Annotated in this window: 23 protein-coding genes, 1 rRNA gene, 1 other RNA gene and 1 pseudogene; 13 read left to right on the top strand and 13 right to left on the bottom strand. The window is 37.7% G+C overall.

The genetic code is table 11. From position 1 onward, the window contains the following. The first annotated feature begins 62 nt into the window (after window positions 1-62). On the top strand, window positions 63-2,267 hold the full coding sequence (locus G466_RS0105310; RefSeq protein ID WP_034234760.1) for a DUF349 domain-containing protein: 2,205 nt from the start codon (window positions 63-65) through the stop codon (window positions 2,265-2,267). 528 nt (window positions 2,268-2,795) lie between these two features. Here G466_RS0105310 and rny read toward each other — a convergent pair. The 4 genes from rny to G466_RS0105295 form a co-directional block, all read right to left on the bottom strand. After that, a complete protein-coding gene (gene rny / locus G466_RS0105305; RefSeq protein ID WP_026812720.1) occupies window positions 2,796-4,361 on the bottom strand; it encodes a ribonuclease Y in 1,566 nt (521 codons plus the stop codon). A 53-nt stretch (window positions 4,362-4,414) separates the two neighbouring features. Continuing rightward, window positions 4,415-4,524: non-coding RNA, 6S RNA (gene ssrS, locus G466_RS23480), on the bottom strand. Window positions 4,525-4,577: 53 nt separating this feature from the next. Beyond that, a complete protein-coding gene (locus tag G466_RS0105300) occupies window positions 4,578-4,874 on the bottom strand; it encodes a cell division protein ZapA (protein ID WP_026812719.1) in 297 nt (98 codons plus the stop codon). Window positions 4,875-4,888: 14 nt separating this feature from the next. Further along, on the bottom strand, window positions 4,889-5,179 hold the full coding sequence (locus G466_RS0105295; protein ID WP_026812718.1) for a hypothetical protein: 291 nt from the start codon (window positions 5,177-5,179) through the stop codon (window positions 4,889-4,891). A 196-nt stretch (window positions 5,180-5,375) separates the two neighbouring features. Here G466_RS0105295 and G466_RS0105290 point away from each other — a divergent pair, with 196 nt between their 5' ends. Both G466_RS0105290 and G466_RS0105285 read left to right on the top strand, forming a co-directional pair. Then, complete coding sequence (locus G466_RS0105290; protein WP_026812717.1) at window positions 5,376-7,067, top strand: M23 family metallopeptidase; 1,692 nt, start codon at window positions 5,376-5,378, stop codon at window positions 7,065-7,067. Between the two features lie 256 nt (window positions 7,068-7,323). Then, window positions 7,324-7,977, top strand: a complete 654-nt coding sequence (locus G466_RS0105285) for a hypothetical protein (RefSeq protein ID WP_026812716.1) — start codon at window positions 7,324-7,326, stop codon at window positions 7,975-7,977. Here the strand turns inward: G466_RS0105285 and G466_RS0105280 are convergent. Continuing rightward, window positions 7,974-9,122, bottom strand: a complete 1,149-nt coding sequence (locus tag G466_RS0105280; RefSeq protein WP_026812715.1) for a cysteine desulfurase family protein — start codon at window positions 9,120-9,122, stop codon at window positions 7,974-7,976. The genes G466_RS0105285 and G466_RS0105280 overlap by 4 nt on opposite strands. A gap of 131 nt (window positions 9,123-9,253) precedes the next feature. Here G466_RS0105280 and G466_RS0105275 point away from each other — a divergent pair, with 131 nt between their 5' ends. Then, window positions 9,254-9,763 carry a hypothetical protein gene (locus G466_RS0105275; protein WP_026812714.1) on the top strand — a complete coding sequence of 170 codons (510 nt, stop codon included), beginning with the start codon at window positions 9,254-9,256 and terminating at the stop codon, window positions 9,761-9,763. A 24-nt stretch (window positions 9,764-9,787) separates the two neighbouring features. Here G466_RS0105275 and G466_RS0105270 read toward each other — a convergent pair whose 3' ends face one another. Further along, window positions 9,788-10,333 (bottom strand): Smr/MutS family protein, encoded by a 546-nt coding sequence (locus G466_RS0105270; protein ID WP_026812713.1) that lies wholly within the window; start codon window positions 10,331-10,333, stop codon window positions 9,788-9,790. Beyond that, window positions 10,320-10,526, bottom strand: coding sequence for a hypothetical protein (locus G466_RS0105265; protein WP_026812712.1), 207 nt, complete (start codon window positions 10,524-10,526; stop codon window positions 10,320-10,322). The genes G466_RS0105270 and G466_RS0105265 overlap by 14 nt, the downstream gene beginning before the upstream one ends. 62 nt (window positions 10,527-10,588) lie before the next feature. Here G466_RS0105265 and G466_RS0105260 point away from each other — a divergent pair, with 62 nt between their 5' ends. The 4 genes from G466_RS0105260 to G466_RS24690 all read left to right on the top strand — a co-directional run bounded on the left by G466_RS0105260 (window position 10,589) and on the right by G466_RS24690 (window position 11,980). Then, on the top strand, window positions 10,589-10,888 hold the full coding sequence (locus G466_RS0105260; RefSeq protein WP_034234753.1) for a DUF2752 domain-containing protein: 300 nt from the start codon (window positions 10,589-10,591) through the stop codon (window positions 10,886-10,888). Window positions 10,889-10,897: 9 nt separating this feature from the next. Beyond that, the gene (locus G466_RS0105255) at window positions 10,898-11,236 is read left to right on the top strand and encodes a CCC motif membrane protein (protein ID WP_026812710.1); all 339 of its coding nucleotides are present in this window, start codon (window positions 10,898-10,900) and stop codon (window positions 11,234-11,236) included. Between the two features lie 38 nt (window positions 11,237-11,274). After that, window positions 11,275-11,553, top strand: coding sequence for a CD225/dispanin family protein (locus tag G466_RS0105250; RefSeq protein ID WP_026812709.1), 279 nt, complete (start codon window positions 11,275-11,277; stop codon window positions 11,551-11,553). A 91-nt stretch (window positions 11,554-11,644) separates the two neighbouring features. Then, window positions 11,645-11,980, top strand: coding sequence for a DUF2752 domain-containing protein (locus G466_RS24690; protein ID WP_169720736.1), 336 nt, complete (start codon window positions 11,645-11,647; stop codon window positions 11,978-11,980). 53 nt (window positions 11,981-12,033) lie between these two features. Here G466_RS24690 and rocD read toward each other — a convergent pair whose 3' ends face one another. Then, entirely contained in the window at window positions 12,034-13,278 is a 1,245-nt protein-coding gene (gene rocD / locus G466_RS0105240; protein WP_026812708.1) for an ornithine--oxo-acid transaminase, read from the bottom strand. A 505-nt stretch (window positions 13,279-13,783) separates the two neighbouring features. Here rocD and rlmD point away from each other — a divergent pair. Genes rlmD through G466_RS0105225 form a run of 3 tightly spaced genes read left to right on the top strand, consistent with a single transcriptional unit; the run spans window position 13,784 to window position 16,543 of the window. Beyond that, window positions 13,784-15,211, top strand: coding sequence for a 23S rRNA (uracil(1939)-C(5))-methyltransferase RlmD (gene rlmD / locus G466_RS0105235; RefSeq protein WP_026812707.1), 1,428 nt, complete (start codon window positions 13,784-13,786; stop codon window positions 15,209-15,211). Then, a complete protein-coding gene (locus G466_RS0105230) occupies window positions 15,211-15,756 on the top strand; it encodes a DUF6452 family protein (RefSeq protein ID WP_026812706.1) in 546 nt (181 codons plus the stop codon). Before rlmD ends, G466_RS0105230 begins: the two co-directional genes overlap by 1 nt. Further along, entirely contained in the window at window positions 15,737-16,543 is an 807-nt protein-coding gene (locus G466_RS0105225) for a DUF6048 family protein (protein WP_026812705.1), read from the top strand. Before G466_RS0105230 ends, G466_RS0105225 begins: the two co-directional genes overlap by 20 nt. Window position 16,544: 1 nt before the next feature. Here the strand turns inward: G466_RS0105225 and G466_RS0105220 are convergent, their stop codons facing one another. Both G466_RS0105220 and G466_RS0105215 read right to left on the bottom strand, forming a co-directional pair. Next, the gene (locus tag G466_RS0105220; protein ID WP_026812704.1) at window positions 16,545-16,775 is read right to left on the bottom strand and encodes a hypothetical protein; all 231 of its coding nucleotides are present in this window, start codon (window positions 16,773-16,775) and stop codon (window positions 16,545-16,547) included. 30 nt (window positions 16,776-16,805) lie between these two features. Beyond that, window positions 16,806-17,969 (bottom strand): THUMP domain-containing class I SAM-dependent RNA methyltransferase, encoded by a 1,164-nt coding sequence (locus G466_RS0105215; RefSeq protein ID WP_026812703.1) that lies wholly within the window; start codon window positions 17,967-17,969, stop codon window positions 16,806-16,808. Between the two features lie 89 nt (window positions 17,970-18,058). Between G466_RS0105215 and G466_RS0105210 the strand changes: the two genes are divergently transcribed. Both G466_RS0105210 and G466_RS0105205 read left to right on the top strand, forming a co-directional pair. Further along, the gene (locus tag G466_RS0105210; RefSeq protein ID WP_026812702.1) at window positions 18,059-18,730 is read left to right on the top strand and encodes a ZIP family metal transporter; all 672 of its coding nucleotides are present in this window, start codon (window positions 18,059-18,061) and stop codon (window positions 18,728-18,730) included. Then, on the top strand, window positions 18,731-19,159 hold the full coding sequence (locus tag G466_RS0105205) for a DUF4268 domain-containing protein (RefSeq protein ID WP_026812701.1): 429 nt from the start codon (window positions 18,731-18,733) through the stop codon (window positions 19,157-19,159). Window positions 19,160-19,787: 628 nt separating this feature from the next. Here G466_RS0105205 and G466_RS21495 read toward each other — a convergent pair. The 3 genes and pseudogenes from G466_RS21495 to rrf form a co-directional block, all read right to left on the bottom strand. Next, window positions 19,788-20,639 (bottom strand): annotated as a pseudogene (locus G466_RS21495) (ISAon1 family transposase). 121 nt (window positions 20,640-20,760) lie between these two features. Beyond that, window positions 20,761-21,114, bottom strand: coding sequence for an ISAon1 family transposase N-terminal region protein (locus tag G466_RS0105195; protein WP_026812700.1), 354 nt, complete (start codon window positions 21,112-21,114; stop codon window positions 20,761-20,763). Between the two features lie 173 nt (window positions 21,115-21,287). Then, window positions 21,288-21,399: ribosomal RNA gene (gene rrf, locus G466_RS0105190) — 5S ribosomal RNA — on the bottom strand. Window positions 21,400-21,499: the final 100 nt, after the last annotated feature.

Raw genomic sequence — 21,499 nt, 5'->3', positions numbered from 1 at the left:
ATTGAATAGGTTGTAATTTTATTATTGTAAATTACGCCCCAATAGCTATAAACATTCATAAGATGTTAGAAGACAAAGAGAATAAACTACAAAATAATGTAGGTAAAGAGGAAGTTTCAGAGAAAAAGGGTTCCTCAGATAGTTTAGAGAAGACCAGCGAACCACTCTATAATTCCAATCAGGAAAATGTGGTGTCTGATAAGCTTGAAAAGTCGGAAGATCCCAATTCGATAGCTAAGCAAGATGAAGATGCTTCCGATGCAGATGCAGACGAAGCTGTGGAAAACAAAGCGCTTAAAGCAGCCCATAAAGTAGAAGACAAAGATGCTGTTGCCAATGAGGCAATAGATATTTCAGATACCACTAACATAGAATCTGCAACAGCTGATACCTCAAAATCCGATTCCACAGAAAAAGAAGAGAATATTTTAGAGGAAATAGATGAATCCAACGCAGAAGATGCAGAAGATTCAGATAATCAACTACGCCATCAAATTCCAATGCCAGACTACCATGCTATGTCCATGGAAAACTTAGTAGGTGAACTACAGAGGTTGGTACGTAATGAAAAAGTACAAGCTATTAAGAAGCATGTAGACGGAATTAAATATGAATTCGATTTAAAATTCCAGGAATTTATTGAAGAAAAAAAGGAGGAATTTATTAGTAGTGGTGGCAATGAAATAGATTTCAGATATAATTCCGTTACCAAAAGACAATTTAATGAGGTTTATACCGATTATAGGGAAAAGAGAAATGCCTATTATAAAAATCTTGAGCAGGGCCTTAAAACCAATTTAGGAAAAAGGCTAGAGATTATAGAAGAGTTAAAAGGTTTAATCAATGTAGAGGAAGATATAAATACTACCTATAAGAACTTTAAGGATATACAAGAACGATGGAAATCAGCAGGTCCGGTTCCTCGGACCAATTATAACGATGTTTGGCGTACATACCACCATCATATTGAAATGTTTTACGATTTTCTTCATATTAATCGAGAGCTCAGAGATCTTGATTTTAAATACAACTATGAAGAAAAATTAAAAATCGTAGAACGTGCAGAATCCTTAGTAAAGGAAGAAGACTTGCACAAAGCCTTTCAGGAACTCCAAATTCTACACAAAATGTGGAAAGAGGATATTGGTCCGGTAGGAAAAGAACATAGAGAAGAAATATGGGAGCGTTTTAGTAATGCCACAAAGCAGCTACATCAGAGAAGACAAGAAAACTATAAAGAACTAGAGAAGGTCTATGAGGTGAACCTGGAAAAGAAAAATGAAATAATCGATTCCATTAAAAATATAGCCTCCAACACTGCAACAAAACACAAGGAGCTACAGCAGCAGATCCGTGAAGTTGAAAAGCTGAGGGATCAATTTTTTAAAGCAGGCAAAGTACCTCAAAAGGTAAATGAAGAAACTTGGGCTAACTTTAAAGGAGCCGTTCGGGAATTCAACAGGAATAAGAATAGCTACTATAAAAACCTAAAAAAGGAACAACAGGTTAACCTAGATAAAAAAAGAGCCTTATTAGATCTTGCCATCTCACTTAAAGACAGTGAAGATTGGGACACCACCACCCAAGAGATGAAACGGATCCAAAGCGAATGGAAAAAAATAGGACATGTCCCTAGAAAGTACTCGGACAAAATATGGAAAGAGTTTAAAACAGCTTGTAATCAGTATTTTGATCGTTTCCATGCATTAAAAAACGAAGCTCAGAAAGAAGAATCAGAAAATTACGAGAAGAAAAATGCCTGCTTGGATAGGCTAAAGAAATTTGAATTAAGCGGCGACAAAAAGAAGGACCTAGCTGCCATAAAGGAATTTATTGCCGAATGGAAAGAGTCTGGTAGGGTACCTTATAATAAAATGAGCATTAACGCTAAATTCAATAAAATTTTAGATGCCATTTTCAAGAAACTAGACATAAGTCGACAAGAAGCAGAACTCTTAAAATACGGAAATAAGATACAACGTTTAGCCAACAATGATAATGACTATGCCATTTCTAATGAACGTACCTTTATTAGGAGAAAAATTGATGAAAGCAAGAATGAGATCAGGCAATTGGAAAATAACCTTCAATTCTTCTCCAATGCTTCCGAAGACAATCCATTAGTTAAAGAGGTTATTAAAAACATAAATAATCACAAAGAGTCGTTGGAAACATGGAAAGCAAAGCTGAAAAAATTAAATATTTTAGCAAATAATTTAATAAAGGAAGCGGAAGAAGAGCAAAATCCGGACGAAGAAGAGGCCTAACATAATGGTCCTCATATAACGCCAATAACTTTTAACAACCCTATTTTCTAAAAAACGAAAATGGGGTTGTTGCTTTTATAGGTGTAACGTACTCTAATGTCAATTTTAATGATAAAATAACCTCATTACATACCTTTATTCCTAAAAGCCTAACCAAGATATGTATTTGCAATAATCTGAGCTCACAGCCCAGAAAAATGGAATTTTATAATTATTTATGGATACTTACTCTTATACAAAGCATAGGTACCAATACTTAAGCACCTACGAATAAGAAAGAGAATGTGGTCTGTAAGGTTTTTTATTATTAACACCAATGGTTGACATCCCTTACCCCCCTATCATGTTTATGTTTTTATGGAGATACATCAATATTAGTATATGCCAGGAACTTATTACTATATAAGCAACAAAAAAGCCATTCTTAATGCAAGGAAAACCTTAACCTTAAGAATGACTTAATATTGTATTACTAAATGCCGGTCACTAATCTTAAACAGCTTCCGGACTAAAAGATAATACTACAATTTACTTTGCAACATTTACGGCCCTTGTTTCCCTAATTACGGTGACTTTCACCTGTCCTGGATAGGTCATATCTGTCTGTATTTTTTGAGAAATTTCAAAAGAAAGCTCTGCTGCTCTATCATCGCTGACTCTTTCGCTTTCGACAATTACCCTTAGTTCTCTACCTGCTTGGATAGCATAGGCTTTTTGGACTCCTCCAAACCCGAAGGCAATTTCTTCCAAATCTTTTAAACGTTGAATATAAGAATCGAGCACCTGTCTTCTGGCACCAGGTCTAGCACCACTTATAGCATCACAAACCTGTACGATCGGCGCAATCAAGTTTTTCATTTCAATCTCATCATGGTGAGCTCCAATAGCGTTACACACATCTTCTTTCTCTCCATACTTTTCAGCCCACTGCATCCCCAAGATAGCATGCGGAGTTTCTACCTCTGCCTCTGTATTGGGCACCTTGCCTATATCGTGTAAAAGACCTGCCCGTTTAGCCATTTTAGGATTTACTCCTAGTTCAGCTGCCATTACCCCACAGAGTTTTGCTACTTCCCTAGAGTGCTGTAAAAGGTTTTGGCCATAGGAAGATCTATATTTCATTCTACCCACTGCTTTGATCAATTCTGGGTGCAGACCGTGAATTCCAAGATCGATAACAGTACGTTTACCAATTTCAACTATTTCCTCCTCTATCTGTTTTTCCGTCTTCTTTACGATTTCCTCAATACGTGCGGGGTGTATTCTTCCATCGGTCACCAATTTATGGAGCGATAGCCTTGCTACTTCTCTTCTTACAGAATCGAAACAAGAAAGAATAATAGCTTCTGGGGTATCATCTACAATAATTTCTACACCTGTTGCTGCTTCCAAGGCCCTAATATTCCGTCCTTCACGTCCTATTATTCTACCTTTAACATCGTCGGACTCCAAATTGAATACAGAGACACAATTTTCAACAGCCTCCTCAGTTCCAATACGTTGAATGGTATTTATTACTATTTTTTTAGCCTCCTGCTGTGCAGTAAGTTTAGCCTCCTCTATAGTGGCTTGAATATAAGACATAGCATCAGACTTAGCAGTATCTTTAAGGGATTCTAACAACTGCGATTTTGCCTCATCGGCAGATAATCCGGAAATAACTTCCAATTGCTGTACTTGACTTCTATGTAACTTATCTAACTCGGACTGTTTTTTCTCAAATAATTCGCTCTTGCTTTCAACTTCTTTCAACTTGCTTTCAAGTTGCTCGTTCATTTTCTTACCTTTTGCAAGTTCACCACTCACCTGCGACTCCTTATCCCTAGTGCGCTTTTCAGATTCAGAAATCTTCTTATCCTTATTTATTATAACTTTTTCATGTTCTGCCTTCAGCTCCAGAAATTTTTCTTTGGCCTGGAAGATTTTATCTTTTTTAATATTTTCTCCTTCAATTTGCGCCTCCTTAATGATGTTGGCACCTTCATTTTTTGCATTGGTAATGATCTTGGACGCCTTGCCTTTTTCCATAGCCTTTGCAATGGCAAAACCTATCACCAGCCCAACCAAACCTGTTATTATCGCTATACTCTCCATATATGTGTTAAAAATTAGTAAAAAAAAAGCCCACATTGATGGAAGATTTGTACAAACCCCTATAAACAGGTTTAGGGCTAACAGACTGATCAAGGATCCTTATACTAGTAAGGCCTGCTTTTACAATCTAAACTCACCCTTTTCAAACAAATTAGTGTTGAGTTTGTCAAATATTAATTACCAATGTGGGCAGTAACTTTTTTATTTAAAAGAACGTTATTTAATTCCTAGCTTGGAACCAATCAAAAGATCTAAAGCTTTCAGTCGCTCAGCAGTTTCTGTAACCCCCTCCGTTTGATCTATTCCTCTTTGCTCAATTTTAGAGGCAAATTGGAGTGCGCACATGGCCAACACATCCTGTTTGTCCCTAACGGCATAATTTTGCTCAAATTTTTTAGCTAACTGGTCTATATTCTTAGCCGCCTTCCTAAGACCTTCTTCCTGTGAAGGATCTATGGTCAAGGGATATACCCTATCTGCTATAGAAAGCTTTATTTTGAGCTTATCTGCCATATTATTATCTTACATTATTCCGATAGTTGCACTATACAATGGTCCAACTCTCTTATCAATGTGTTTATCTTAAGCTTAGCTTCAGTCTTGTTTGTATCACTGCCCAGTATTGTACTTGCCAACTTCAGTGAATTGTACTTGTCCTGCCACTCCTCTACCGAAGCTAATGTTACTTCGTGTTCGTTTTTCACAGCAGCCAATTCTCCTTCTAATTTAAGGTTTGTGTCTTGCAAAAGCGCTAACTGGTGCAACAACTTACTTATTTTATTTTCTAAAGAATCTACAATATCTACCAATTCACTCATATGCAAATATCAATGCATTTTACACAAAGTTAATATTCCTCGCTCTACTTAGCAATTCTTTTTTCACTTATTCTGAAAGTAATGCTGCCACTACTTGTACCGAACTCATGAATTGAACTCGTAACATATTTAAAACCACTACTTTTTTTATAATTTGAACGGTATTAATTACTTTCGCCTCAATTTACAAATAATTATGAGAGGGACTTTTTTAGGATTGTACTTATTACTTACACTTATTGGTTATGGACAGGCAAAGTATCCAACAGATATCTATAGACCTCCCTTAGACATCCCAATTATTTTATCGGGCACATTTGGTGAATTACGGTCCAATCATTTCCATGCAGGAGTAGACATAAAGACTCAACAGCGGGAAGGAATCCCAGTATTTTCTATTGGTGATGGTAGGGTAACCAGAATAAAGGTTTCGCATTGGGGATATGGCAAAGCTTTATATATTGCTCATCCTAATGGACATACTTCTGTTTATGCCCATCTTCAAAAATTTTCCCCAGAAATTGAAGAGTACGTTAAGAAAGTACAGTACCAAAAAAAATCTTATGAAGTAGAAATTTTTCCCGACATCTCCGAAATTCCACTTAAAAAAGGAGATCTTATTGCTTATACTGGCAATACAGGGGGATCTGCCGGGCCTCACCTACATTTCGAAATAAGAACTAGCGCCACAGAAATGCCTACAAACCCCTTGTTTTATGGTTTAGAAGTCCGTGATGCTACTAGCCCCACGTTGCTTGGAGCCTATGCCTACCCATTATCCGACAATTCCCAGGTTAACCAAAGCCAGGAGAAAGTAAAACTAAAATATCACCGGCAAGCAGATGGTTCTTATTTAGCTGATAAGGTTACTGCAACCGGAGTAATAGGATTTGGAATAAATACATATGACCGTCAGGACCTAGCCGCCAACAAAAACGGCGCCTATTCACTAAAACAAATCGTAAACGGGAAGGTATATACAGAATACGCCTTTGAAACTTTTTCATTTCCAGAAAGCAGGTATATAAATACCTTAATAGATTATCCCCATTACGCTACCTACTATGAAAGGATTCAGAAGTGCTACAAGGAACCCAGTAATTTATTGGGAATCTACAACACCCTTTACAACGATGGGAAAATAGACATAACTGATGGGCTATCATATAACATAGAAATACATATTAGTGACCTAGCTGGAAACACTACAAAATTGATTATTCCGGTAGAAGGGAAAAATCAAGAAATTATAATCCCGAAAAAAGACGATAAAACCGATAACTATATTATCGCCAAAAAACCTAATAATTTTGATTTAGAAGGAGCTAAAGTATATTTTCCTGCCAATACATTTTATGAGAATTTCTATATTGATCTTAAAAAGGGGAAAGACACAGTTACCATCCACAACAGCAAAGTCGCTGTTCATAGGAATTTTACGATCACTTTTGATGTAACTGATTACTCTAAGGAAGAAAGAGACAAAATGTTTATAGGAAGATTGGACAAGAACATGACCCCTGGCTTTTCATCCACCTACAAAAGAGGAACCACCTTTTCCACTAGAACCCGTAATTTAGGGACCTACACCCTTGCAAAAGACACTATAGCGCCTAGAATAAGCCCGAAAAACTTTAAAGACAAACAATGGCTCACCAATTACAATTATTTAAGTCTTAGAATTGATGATGATTTAAGCGGAATAAACACCTACACGGCTACCTTGAACGGGGAATGGATTTTAATGGAATACGAGCCGAAGACCAATACTATAACCTATAATTTTGATGATATTATCCTAGATAAAAAACAGTGTGACCTAGAAGTCATAGTAACAGATAATGTAGGCAATAGCAGTACGTTTAACAGTACCTTTTATAGAAATTAAGACTGTTGAGGCGAGCTACATTACCGCAAAAGTGCCAAACATAAGATAACTAACGACCTATTTAGAAAATATTAAAGTTGAAGATTCGGAAATTGCCATATTTTTACAATAAAATTAAACTGAGCTCCATTAATCAGCCCCTTTTAATTATAGAATTGGTTTATATCCAACTCAAAATATGGAGACCCACACGCCTAATGCACTTAAAAAATTCTAATTGGCAGTCGTATTAACAATTATAATACATTAGTATCGAATGAAAAATAAATTTCTATTCCTATTTGCTATTCTGTGTTTGAGCCTAAATGCTCAAAAGAATGTTTATGAGAGCACTAAATTTGACGAATTGAGTCAAAAGCACGAAACCTTGGCTATCATACCATTTGTAACCAATCTACAACTTAAAGATGGTATCTCTAATGCAGAATTGAAAAAGCTGGAAGAAAAAGAAGCTTACGAGGTACAAAATGCGCTGGAAACCTATTTTTCCAAAAGGAAGAAAAAAAAGAAATTCTCGGTAGAATTCCAAAATACAGAGAACACCAATGCGCTTTTAAAACAGAACAATATAACTTATGAAAATATTGATATCTATACCGTAAAGCAGCTATGTGAAATTTTGGGGGTAGACGGACTTATTAGCGGTAGCCTAGATCTTAACGTACTACTTTCTAAAGGGGTCCCTACCTCATTCAGGATAATGGATTATATAGATGGACAAGCAGACTATGGTAGGATAGGGGTAAAAATAAGTGATGGCAATACCGGCAAATTACTATGGAAATACGAAAAACAAATTAATAAAAAGTCTGGCAAGAATACGACAGACCTTATAGATAAAATGATGAAAATGACCTCTAGGAAGTTCCCCTATGATCGTGAACGTCCACGAGATAGAAAAAAGAGCTAATCCTTATTGTAATCGCTTAAGACTTGGATCACATAATCCAAGTCTTCCCTAGTATTGTAACTGGAAAATGAAAACCTTAAGGAGGGCTTCCTCATCTCTTCTTCAGAAAGGATCTCCGAAAGAACATGCGAGCCAAGGTTACTACCAGATTGGCAGGCACTTCCCGCAGAACAGGCAATTCCTTTCATATCTAGGTGAAATAACAGCATCAAAGCCTTTTCGGGATCAAATGGCAGACAGACATTCACCAAAGTATAAGTGCTTTTTTCCATATTTCCTGACTCCCCGTTAAATTTAACTCCTGGAATAGCGGCCTGTAGCTTCTCCAAAAAATAGTGCTTTAGGTCGGCAATATATTTAGATTCCACCTCCATATTGCTATAAGCCAGTAAAAACGCCTCTTCCAAACCTATTATGTTATGGAATGACTCGGTTCCCGCTCTAAATCCCCGTTCTTGCGAGCCCCCAAAGATTAAAGGTTTTAGTCCCGTATTTCTTTTGATATAAGCAAATCCAATTCCCTTAGGACCATGAAATTTATGGGCCGCAGCGGTTAGAAAATGAAGCGGTGTTTTCTGCACATCCCAAGAATAATGTCCAATAGACTGCACAGTATCCGAATGAAATAAGGCGTTGTTATCTACACAAAGCTTAGTCACGGAATCAATATCCAACAGATTTCCAATCTCGTTGTTGACATGCATTAAACTGACTAATTTTTTATCGTCATCATTTTTTAATAAAGACTCTAAATGAGTTAGGTCTGGATTTCCTTTTAGATCTAGCTTTACATATTGCAGCGCTATACCATACTCCCGCTTTAATTCGCGAGCCGTGTGCAAAACCGCATGATGCTCTATAGGAGATGTTATTAAGGTTTTAACACCAAGGTCCCTCACGGCACAACGAAGAATCATATTATCTGCTTCCGTTCCTCCCGAAGTAAAAACAATTTCAGAGGGATTGGCGTTTAATTGTTTTGCTATGGTTTTTCTAGCCTTTTCGATACCTGTTTTTGCCGATCTTCCAAAACTATGGCTAGAAGAAGGATTTCCATAATAGTCGGACAGGGCTTCCTGCATTCTCGTTATTACCTCTGGTCTTACCTGAGTTGTGGCGGCGCTATCCAAATATACCTTTCTCATTAAAACATTGATTTATTTAAACTCCCTTACCTAAATTAGGCATGGCAAAAATACTTGAATTTAAGTTAATTTCCTGTGAAATACAGGGAAAGCTGTAGGTTTATCACTTAAATTTCTATTAAATTTGAGGCATGAGAAATATTCTATTATTTGTTTTTTTGATTAGCCTTTATTCCTGTGACGATGGGGACCTACAAATTGAAACTATAAATTTTGATGACAGTCAAATTCAGTTCTGCGGGAGCACCCCAACCACCGAGAGCACTGTGTTTTTCAAAATTGTTAATAATGAAGCATTGATTCTAACCTTAAGCAGTGGCACCTTAATAAACGAGGAATACGAAGGCGAAGTACAAATTCCAATATCTGGGGAAACCAAGGTTACATATCGTATTTTTTCCGACAAAGTGAGCAAAAATTATTTTTGTGATGCAGTTCCCCCAATCACTCCTACGGTAACCGAAGAAATTGAGGCTCAAAGTGGATTCGTTCTAATAACGACTACAGCTAAAGTAGAGGGCGAAACTACTTCTTATGAACATACTATAAAATTAAGCGAAATATCGCTAGTAAATAAAACTAACGATCAACGCATTACCGATCTTAGAATCAATGATTTTGGCACTGTTACAACTAAGTAAAACAGCTTAGACTTTCTACTACCATTATTTTTGAAAAAAATAGACTTCTGTAGCACCTGCGCCATACTTTTGGTAATCGGCGTCATAAAATTTTACATTCTCGTAATTTCTGAACAAAAAATAGAGTTCTTCTTTCAATACTCCTTCTCCCACGCCATGAATAAACACAACTTTTTGTATTCTTTTTCGCATGGCAAAATCCAATTGCCGTTTTGCCGTATCCATTTGAAGGTTTAAAATCTCAAAATTGGTCATCCCTTTGGGAGTCTTGGTCAATTTCTCTATATGAAGATCTACCTCCATCTTAGGAGCACTCCGTTCTTTAGGCTTGGCCACTGGTCTATGTCGCCTTTTAGGGATTTCCTTTTCTGCCTTTATTTTAGCCACCTCAAAATTAGAAACTGCAATTTCCCCATCTTTGGGTAAAGGCATCAATTCCTCCGCAAAAAATCTCAATACAAAGCCCTCAGTACTTTCCATCGTAATTTCTTTACCATGAATATGTACTATTTTACCCCTAACTATATCGTCAATAGCTTCTACCTTATCGCCTACTTTAAATCTCATCATCTTCTTCTTTTATTCGCTCTCTTTCATCCAATTGGCTGCTGCTCCATAATTGAGTAGATTTATAGAGTCCGAACATCAACAATACAAATCCGACCATCAGTGCAAACTCCTCTCCCATAAATCGGTTACCAAAACCAGCGATTAAGCCTCCGATTGCAATCATTAGTAAATAAAAAGTTCGTTTCATTTTCATTGCCCAAAAATAATAGTAATTTCCCGTAAACAATTATATTAGCACTTTAAAATAGGGATAAAATGTACTTGTTACAGCTGGAAAACTATATGCTGCCTTGTCTGAACAAGGAAATCTTTGGTATCGATTGTCCCGGTTGTGGTATCCAACGCGCCATTTCTTTTATTCTTGAAGGGAATTTTATTTCAGCGTTTAGAATGTTCCCTGCTATTTACACTATTATTCTATTGATTGCGTTTTTAGGATTTAGTCTTTTCTTTGAAGTAAAAAATAGCTTCAAAATAAAAATATACCTGTTATACCTAAATGCAGGTATCATTATCATTAGTTATATAATAAAAATGCTTAAAATAATCTATTAAAATCAAACCATGGAACAACAAAAACTACCCAATGCAACACTCATTTTAGTTTTCGGTATCATCTCAATAGTAACTTGTTGTTGCTATGGTGTTATTGGATTAATTTTCGGAATTATAGGGCTAATCTTAGCCAATAAAGCAACCAACCTTTATGCTCTTAATCCAGATCAATATGAGGGGTACAACAATGTAAAATTAGGTAAAACACTATCTATAATCGGGATTGTATTAAATATTTTGGTAGTTGTGTTTTTCGTATGGATTGTTTCTATCATCGGTTGGGATGCCTTACAAAACGAGGATCTTATGAGAGAGCGTTTGGAGGACTACTTGGGTAATATGGAATAGAGCCTATGTCATAGCTTCATGTTATTACAACCAAACCAATGGAAAACAATTATAGACCAAAACCTAGCAACTATTTAATCCTTGCTATATTCAGTACAATTTTCTGTTGTATTATTCCAGGGATAGTTAGCATAATTTATGCTGCCAAGGTAAATGAAGCCTATGCCCTAGGGAATTATGATGCCGCAGAGCGTGCATCTAAAAATGCAAAAACATGGGCCTTGGTCAGCATAGGGCTGGTAGTGGTTATTTTCGTTGTTTCAATCGCTTTTTTTGGATTTGCTGCTATTGCCAGCTTTCTAAGCAGCAGTTACTAATGAGACAGTGATTTCTAAAAAAGGTAAAAAACAGTTATTAATATTACTTATAGGAGTGCTATTCTCTGGAATAGCACTCCTATATTTTTTTATGGATCCCAGTAGCTCGTCCTATTTCCCTAAATGCCTCTTCTACCATTTTACGGGATACTATTGTACGGGATGCGGCAGCCAAAGAGCGCTTCATCATCTTTTACACTTAAATTTTGTTGGCACATTAAAGTCCAATGCACTGTTTATACCCGCCTTTATGTTGATGAGTTATCACTTTTCCATAAAATTTCTCTCGATTAAGATTGGCAAAAACTATCCGGATATTATTTATCATCCCAGGACACCTATAATAGTTCTTATTATCGTGATGCTCTTCACCATCTTTAGAAATATCCCCATATTTCCATTTACCTTTCTTGCCCCATCCGCATAAAAAAACCTGCTATATAGAGCAGGCCTTTCTTTACATATATTATAGGAAACAATTTATTTCTGAAACTGCTCTAGAGTTTTAATGATTATAGCGACACAGTCTAGCAATTGCTCACGTGTCATAACCAAAGGAGGAGCAAATCTAATAATGTTACCATGGGTTGGTTTTGCCAAGAGACCATTATCCCGTAAGGCTAAACAAATATTCCACGCTGTAGAGCTAACTTCGGAATCATTCACCAAAATGGCATTCAAAAGCCCTTTCCCCCTTACTGCAGTCACAATAGAACTACCAGGAATAAACTTATTGAGCTCTGCCCTAAAGAGCTCACCCAATTCCCGCGCATTTTCTGCCAAGCCTTCCTCTTTAACCACCTCCAATGCAGCAATTCCCACTGCTGCAGCAACAGGGTTACCACCAAATGTACTTCCATGGTTTCCAGGTCCAATTACATCCATTATATCATTATCGGCTAGAACACAAGATACTGGGTAGGCACCCCCAGAAAGTGCCTTTCCTAAAATTAACATATTGGGTTTAACTCCTTCATGATCTACTGCCAACATTTTTCCCGTCCTAGCAATTCCTGTTTGTACTTCATCAGCAATAAAGAGAACATTATATTTTTCACAGAGTGCCTTAGCTTTGGCCAAATATCCGTCAGTAGGCACATATACTCCCGCTTCCCCCTGAATGGGTTCCACCAAAAATCCCGCTACATTATCATTGCTTTTCAATGCCTCCTCCAAAGCAATTAAATTATCATATTCAATTTTAATGAACCCCTTAGTATAAGGTCCAAAATTTATCCTAGCTACAGGATCATTAGAAAATGAGATTATAGTGGTAGTACGACCGTGAAAATTATTCTCACAAACAATAATTTGCGCTTCGTTCGAGGCAACTCCTTTTTTCTCATAGGCCCATTTCCTACAAATTTTCAAAGCAGTCTCCACTGCCTCCGCACCCGTATTCATGGGCAGCATTTTATCATATCCAAAGGTTTCACAAGCATATTTCTCAAACTTCCCTAACTGATCATTGTAGAATGCCCTAGAGGTAAGAGTGAGCGTTTGCGCCTGACGCGTCATAGCATCTACAATTTTTGGATGACAATGTCCCTGATTGACTGCGGAATAAGCAGAAAGAAAATCATAATACTTCTTCCCTTCGGCATCCCAGACATATACTCCCTCTCCCCGACTTAAAACCACAGGTAAGGAATGGTAGTTATGCGCTCCATACTTATCCTCCAATGCAATAGCATTTTCTGAAGTTAAATTTTCCGTTTGTGACATGAGTTATTAAAATTTAAATAAAACTATAGCAATTCCTTCTTTGGGGAGAGAAATCATCCTTTGTAGAATTGCTAAATTACTAAAAAATAAAATTCAGGTAACTCATAATTCCCATTTAAAAATAGGGTACCATTGATAAATTAATATAATTCCGACCAATAGTTCAGGATAAGTTATCATTTATATATACATCCATTCTTCTTCAACAAGATAACCCTATTACAAGGTCTATACTTCCCGTTGTTAATTACGTAATAACCCTTTTCTGATATAATTTTGAATCCCCCGATAAAATAAGCAACTAATTACCATGGTTCTTTTCCTGCATATTGCGACATCCATTACGTGAGAACAAAGGAATATTATCCTGCCGCAGCCTCCTTTAAAGCCATAACTTGCATCCTAATCAAATTAGGCAGCAATGCACAATAATTAACCTACCTACTTTGCTGAAAGTTCCGCAAAAATGAGTTTAAATCCTGAAAAAATCCCCTATTTTTGCGTTATGCGAAGAAAGAATAAAAGACAGATTTTTGAGAACGTAGAGGTCGTAGATGCCGGAGCAAAAGGCAAGACTATTGGAAAAGCTCCTGACGGGAGGGTAATTTTCCTTACCAATACCGTTCCTGGGGATATAGTAGACGTACAAACCACAAAAAAAAGAAAATCATATTTTGAGGGCGAGGCGACCCATTTCCATACCCTTTCTCCAAAAAGGGTCACTCCTGTTTGCGAACACTTCGGAGTTTGTGGGGGATGCAAGTGGCAAGATATGGGATATGAACACCAATTGTTTTACAAGCAAAAGGAAGTAGAAAACAATTTGCGTAGGATTGGACATTTGGAACTCCCAGAAACTATGCCAATACTGGGCTCTAAAAAGCAGTATTTCTATAGAAATAAAATGGAATTTTCTTTTTCGGATAGCCGATGGCTAACCTTGGATGAAATAAATTCGGGTGAAGAAATTCAAGATAAAAATGCTTTAGGATTCCATATCCCAGGCATGTGGGATAAAATATTGGACATTAAAAAGTGTCATCTACAGGAAGATCCTTCCAACGCAATTCGACTGGAAATTAGAGAATTTGCAGTAAATAATAACCTTTCATTTTTTAATCCAAGAAATCAGCATGGATTATTAAGAACGGCCATGATACGCACCTCTTCAACGGGAGAAATTATGGTAATGGTTCAATTTTTCGAGAATGATCAGGACAAACGTGACCTATTAATGGATCACCTATCTACCACATTCCCCGAGATAACTGCATTGCTATACGTAATAAATCAAAAGCAAAACGATACCATTTACGATCAAGAAGTAGTATGCTATGCGGGTCGAGATCATATTTTTGAAGAAATGGAAGGCCTACAATTTAAGATAACGGCAAAATCCTTTTATCAGACCAACTCGGACCAAGCGTTTGAACTGTATAAAATAACTAGGGACTTTGCTGGACTTACTGGTGAAGAGCTCGTTTACGACTTATATACCGGTACGGGTACCATTGCCCAATTTGTTGCCAGAAATGCAAAAAAGGTAGTTGGAATTGAAGCTGTTCCAGAAGCTATTGCCGATGCAAAAGCCAATGCCGAAAGAAATAACATACATAATGTTCAGTTCTTTGTCGGTGACATGAAAAATGTTTTCAATGCGACTTTTATTGCTACCCATGGTAAGCCAGATCTTATTATTACCGACCCACCAAGGGACGGAATGCATAAAGATGTGGTGCAACAAATCCTGAATATTTCCCCAGAAAAGGTGGTCTATGTAAGCTGCAACAGTGCAACACAAGCTAGGGATTTGGAGTTGATGAAGGAAGATTATGAAGTTGCAAAAGTGCAACCTGTAGACATGTTTCCGCAAACCCATCATGTGGAAAATGTTGTACTTTTGAAAAAACGAAAAAACCAGGTCCCATCGTAATGTTTAGAACTAAACTTCCCACCGCCATTCTAATAGCAGGTATCGTTATTTTTTGCATAGGTATTATAAGTTGTGAAAAAGACGATATTTGCATAGACGGAAATACTCCATTATTGGTGGTTCGGTTCTATGATGCCGACAATAGGACAGAATTAAAAAAAGTACCCAAATTCCGTATTGTAGGCATAGGACAAAAATCTACTGTTAGTGGCGTCTCAGATCGCACCGATCTAGATTCGATCGCTATTCCATTAAAAGTAACAAACAGCAGTACAGGGTTTTATTTTATATCCAACTCCGTTGATGTGGAAGCGCAAGATCAGGCCGGGCAACCCATTTTATTGGAAGGCGGAGATTTAGATAGTCTTTATTTTAATTATAACCGAAAGGATAAGTTTGTATCTAGGGCTTGTGGCCATATCGCCAATTTCGATAATTTAAGCGGTGATTTAAGGTCCGAATCTCAAAATTGGATCAAGGATATAGAAATTACAACTCCCCTGGTAGAAAATTCAACCGAAGCGCATGTTAAAATATATCATTAATAGTTTCCTTTTCTTCGGGTTTCTTTCGGGTTACTCCCAAACCAAACCCATAGACCTGCAACCTAAGGACACCATTGCCAGAACCGATCCTTATGGTATTAGGGTGGGTATAGACCTCAGTAGACCGCTTATATCCGCTTTAACGGATGGATATACCGGCTTGGAAATTGTGGGAGATTATCGCCTTACCACGAATTGGTATTTAGCTGCAGAATTGGGAAATGAAAAGAAAACTCAACAAGAAGATCTTTATAATTTCACTAGCTTCGGAAGCTATATAAAATTAGGGGCAGATTATAATACGTATGGCAACTGGTACGGAATGCATAATATTATCCACGTTGGCGGAAGATATGCTTTTAGTAGTTTCAGCCAGACCCTTAACAATTATCATATTTTTAGCACCAACCGATATTGGACCGATCCAAATTATCAACTTGACCCAGGGCCCAATGTTCCACCAGATTTCCCTGTTGGCTCTACTGTTCCTCAGGAGTTCAACAGTTTAAATGCAAGCTGGCTAGAAGCCGTAGTAGGTGTTAAGGCCGAACTTTTTGCCAATATTTATTTGGGTGCCAGTGTTAGAATAGGCTATCTGGTTAGCAATAAGGAACCAGAAGGATTTCGCAATCTATGGATACCCGGGTTTAACAAAGTAACCGATGGAAGTAAATTTGGGGTTGGTTATAACTACACTCTCACCTACTTTTTGCCACTTTACAAGAAAGCCAAAAAGATTAATGAAGATAAAAAAACTAAAGCACAGGACGAAATTCCAGTTAATTAATCTAAAGCTCCCTTACTCCTTTTAAAAAGATCCATTTCATCATAACCTTATCACCTTCCGAGGTTTTAACAGCAGCAAATTTTGGCGCCAGCACACTTGCCACTACGGCTGCTATAATCGCTAGGATAAGTGTGTCTATTGTTAAAAGCATTCCAAGTACTAACCGGACGGTGACAAATAATATAGCGAAGCCTAGAAAATTATAGATAAAAGCTTTGTATTTTGGTTTCACGGCACACTGTTTTTATTTATAAAATTCGGACTAATTGTCTTTGTTAAATTTAGTCTTTTTACTTCCTTCATACATAACATATTTCACCAAGCGGGATTCCAAGTGACTGTTATATACTTTTATCTTTCTAGATGGACGTAGTCCTACAAATTTTAAAGCATCTAAATTAGAAGTAATAAACCAGGCATCTGTGCCAGGATAATTTCTTTTTAAGGTATTACCAATATCCGTATAAAAATCTTCCATTTCAATATCCAATCGTTCTCCGTACGGCGGATTGAAAACCATGTGTAAATGGTTATCCGTAAATTTCTCTGTATCAAAGAAATTCTTTCTTTCGATGGTAATATATTCAGATAGATTGGCATTAGCTACGTTATCCATAGCTTTCCTGACTGCGGATGGTGCTTTATCATACCCTATAATCTTATGATGAAAATCTCTAGTCTTATTTAAACTGCTCTCAATAATTTTATTGAAAAGATCTTCATCAAAATCGTGCCATTTTTCAAATGCAAATTCCTTTCTATTTATATTTGCGGGGATATTGCAAGCAATCATAGCGGCTTCAGTTAACAACGTACCACTACCGCACATAGGATCAAGAAAATCACCCTGTCCATCCCAACCGCTCAACAATAATAATCCCGCTGCCAACACTTCGTTGATAGGAGCGATATTGGTTGCTGTTCTGTATCCTCTTTGGTGTAGTGATCTCCCCGAAGAATCCAAAGATACATTACAATGGTCCTTTTGTATATGAATATTGATCCGCAAATCCGGGAATTTAATATCCACATTGGGCCTGCTACCATCCGTATCTCTAAATTTATCCACAATAGCATCCTTAGTTTTTTGGGAAACATATAAAGAGTGGGTGAAATTATCCGAGTTTACTGTGGCATCAATAGCAAAAGTGGTATCCGTAGAAAGAAAGTTGAACCAATCCATGGAATAAATCTTCCTATAGAGATCATCCTCGTTTCTAACATTAAAAGAATGTATAGGTTTAATAATTTTAATGGCAGTCCTAAGACATAGATTGGCCTTGTACATAAATCCAGTATCTCCCTCAAAAGAAACACTTCTTATTCCCTCTTCTACATTACTTGCACCAAGGTCTCGTAACTCCTTTGCCAAAATTTCCTCGAAACCGAACATGGTTTTGGCTACCATTTTAAAATTATTGTTCATACCTCCTATTAAAATTACCACAAAAATACATTAATTTTATCCCCCATTAGGATATTTCCCTAATAAGTACAACACCTAACCATACGTACATGATTTATTTATTACCCATTCTTGCGGTATTGTTCAGCTTTCTTTTTGTTTATGTCACCAAACCCAAAAATAAAGAGACCTTTAAGCTATTATTAGCCTTTAGTGGTGCCTTTCTCTTAGCCTTAACCGTTTTTGAGCTATTCCCTGAAGTATATATGGACTCCGATTCCAAAACAGTGGGTGTGTTTATTATGCTTGGGATCCTATTACAAATATTCCTAGAGTTTTTCTCTAAAGGGGCAGAACACGGGCATGTACATTTAGATCCAGAAAACAAAGAATTCCCTTGGATGCTATTTGTTAGTCTTTCTATACATAGCGTATTAGAGGGGATACCCATAGAAAGCCATCACAATATCCTTTATGGCATTTTAGTACACAAAATACCAATTGCCATTATCTTAAGTATATTTTTATTAGCCTCTAAAATTAAATTAATACCTTCTATATTATTTATTATACTATTTTCACTAATGACCCCTTTTGGCACCTTTATGGCAGCTAATTTTGCCTTTATAGAAACCTATGCCGTATATTTGAATGCATTGGTTATTGGTGTTTTTTTACATATTTCGACGGTTATTCTATTTGAAAGCTCAGAACACCACAAGTTTAATTTACGCAAACTTCTGGTCATTATCATTGGGATTGCGATAGCATATGTTTTTTAAATGTTCAGTAGAGAGGAAGCTAAAAAATTACGACAAGATTTCTGGATATCTTTTGGAAAATCATTTCCCAGGAAATGGATCTTGCATCGCACCAAAATAAAAGATTTCTCTTTCAAATTCCACTTTGAAGCGAAGAATGCTATGGTTTCAATGGATATTGAAAATCAGGATTTAGAAAAACGATTAGAAATGTGGGAGAGGTTAGAATCGCTTCGTTCTATATTAGAATCCGTATACCTACCAAACGTGCAATTTAATGATAGTTACGTTCTAAGCAACGGAAAGGAGATCTCCCGGATATGGGTGAGCAAACCCAATGTATCCATATACAATAAAAACACTTGGCAAGAAACCATGGAATTTTTAAGAGACAACATGGATAAGTTAGAAGCGTTTTATATGGAGTATGAGGATATTTTAAATCCTTAGGCCACTTTCTCTTCAAGAATAAATTTAGCTCCTTATAGTGTCGTTAATTCGCGCCCAAGTCTGAAGGTATCAAAAGAGCACATCCTGACCTTTTACTACAGCAGCGGAGCAACCGCATTGCGATTGGACATGGATCACTTATCATCCAATGATGAAGCAGTTTCTTAATAGGTAACGGTCAAACACTAGTAACCCTCACTTCCAGTGATGAGTTAGCCACTTTAAAGGTAGATAGACACCTGGGAAGCGGGAACAGCAAGGGTTCCGCAGCAACGCACCATACCTACCACAAAAACGGTACGCATCGTTACCAGTCACAACAGCAACCATAAAGCCGCGTATCGGTCGCACATTAGTAATCCTATCATCCAATGATGAGGCAGCCACTATAAAAGAAGATAGACACTCGGGAAGCGGGAACCGTATAGGTTCCGCAGCAAGGCCCCATACAAACAACAAAAACAGAGTGCATCGCGTAACCTATCTCGACGGCAACCCTACGACCGCGTATCAGTCGCACATTAATTACCTCTCATCCAATGATGATGAGGCAGTTCACGTCAAAGAATGTGGGCAATAACTAAGCGGTAAGGTAATAGTTACCGGGGATCAAGAACAATTGTTGTGTTTATGCAAATATTGTGGTTAATCTATAAAGAAAGAATTCTACGTTTTTCACACCTCTAAATTGACTTCTAAATGCCTTTATCTGGGCATTGAATGATTCTGCCGCTGCATTTGTGCTCCTATTTATAAAATAGTTTAGGATAGATCTATAGTTGAGTGTTATGGTGTATGCGATGGTGTTGAACGCCCTAAATCCTGTATTTTCTACATTCTTGTACCAATGCGCGAGTTTTGTATAGGCGGTCTCTATGGACGTTGCCGTAATGAATATGTTTCTGAGTCCTTGGACCAGGTCGAAGGCAATCTTTATATCGGGATATTGATCGAATAATATCCTGCTTCTTTTGCATTGGTTCTCTGTCCAGTTATTTGGAGCCTTGTACAGTAAATACCTGCTGCGGGCCACTAGTTGCTTTCTTGTATCCCCGTTATTGAATTCTTTTGGGACGAATGTCTTGTTCTTTGCCCTTGCCTGTTTTATCTGTTCGTTCTCCAGGTCTATTGCGTCCCGTCTGTGTTTAATCCGGATATCCTGAAGGGCTTCCAGTGCGAGTTTTTGTACATGGAAGCGATCGGTGACCTATATTGCCTTGGGAAAGCACTTCTTCGCGATGGTCTTTATTGAGTTTGCCATATCCAGGGTGATCTCCTTGACCTTGGCCCTTTCCTTGTCCGATATCTTCATTAGCTGTTCTATAATAGGTTCCACCTTGGTACCGGAGAATATGGCCACTATAAATCCTTTCCTGCCCTTGGCCTTTTTGTTGGTGATTATGGTGTAGAGTTCCCCCTTGGAGAGTGCCGTTTCGTCAATGGACAGATATGGCCCGCTATTCTCGGGAAAGATGAGCAATTGTTTGGCATGTCCCTTTTGCTCCCAATCTTTAAAATCGATCAGATAATCCTTGTACTGTCGCTGGAGCTTCTTTCCGTCGACCCCATAGAAATGGCCTATGGTGCGGCAGTCCGAAGCCTTAGTATCGACTAAGTACTTTTAAAAAAGCAGCGACCTCGATGGTCATTCGTGTTCCCTGTGCGACCAGATCCCAATCTCTTTGCACGGCTTGCCCAGTGGCCTTATCCAACCAACGGCGGCGCTTAATGTGAAGAAAGACCGACTTTCTCCGCAATGGAAAGTCTTGGACGACAATCTCTTTGTGAAAACCATGGGCTATTAAAGTGCGATGTTTTTCCTGTTTAGGAGTATCCTTCTTTTCTTCGAAATATAAATGAAGCGTACCCTCTTCTGTTTTATGAGAAACTAGTTTAAAGTGGGTTATTAAAAGTTCCGGCAGTATAAGCTTTAATAGGTCGATAGATAATTCCAAGGCTGTTCGTTTTTTTGCAAAGATCTTATTCTATTTTTAATTCACACACAACTTTTGAGCTTGATCCCTGATTAGTCTGGAATCCGTATAGGGTCTGTGCCCATATACAGAAGCAGGTTGGGATAGGGGCAAAAAAAAGAGTCCCTCCATGTTTCCATGAAGGGACTCTTAAAAAAAGGCGGCGGCCTACTCTCCCACTTGATATAGCAGTACCATCGGCGCAGACGGGCTTAACTTCCCTGTTCGAGATGGTAAGGGGTGGGCCCCGTCGCCATGGCCACCTAAAATCTTTGGCTCGCAATCCTTATTTATAAGGAGTACGCACCGCGCCACTGGGGCGCAATATCGTTGACATAATAGGGACAGGGCATACTTGCCAGAAAGG

Origin of the sequence: Arenibacter certesii DSM 19833 (assembly GCF_000429545.1) — a bacterium.
In the GTDB taxonomy this organism is placed as follows: Bacteria; Bacteroidota; Bacteroidia; order Flavobacteriales; family Flavobacteriaceae; genus Arenibacter; species Arenibacter certesii.
Note: the sequence above shows the minus strand (reverse complement) of the source record. Positions and strands in the feature narration are given on the sequence as shown.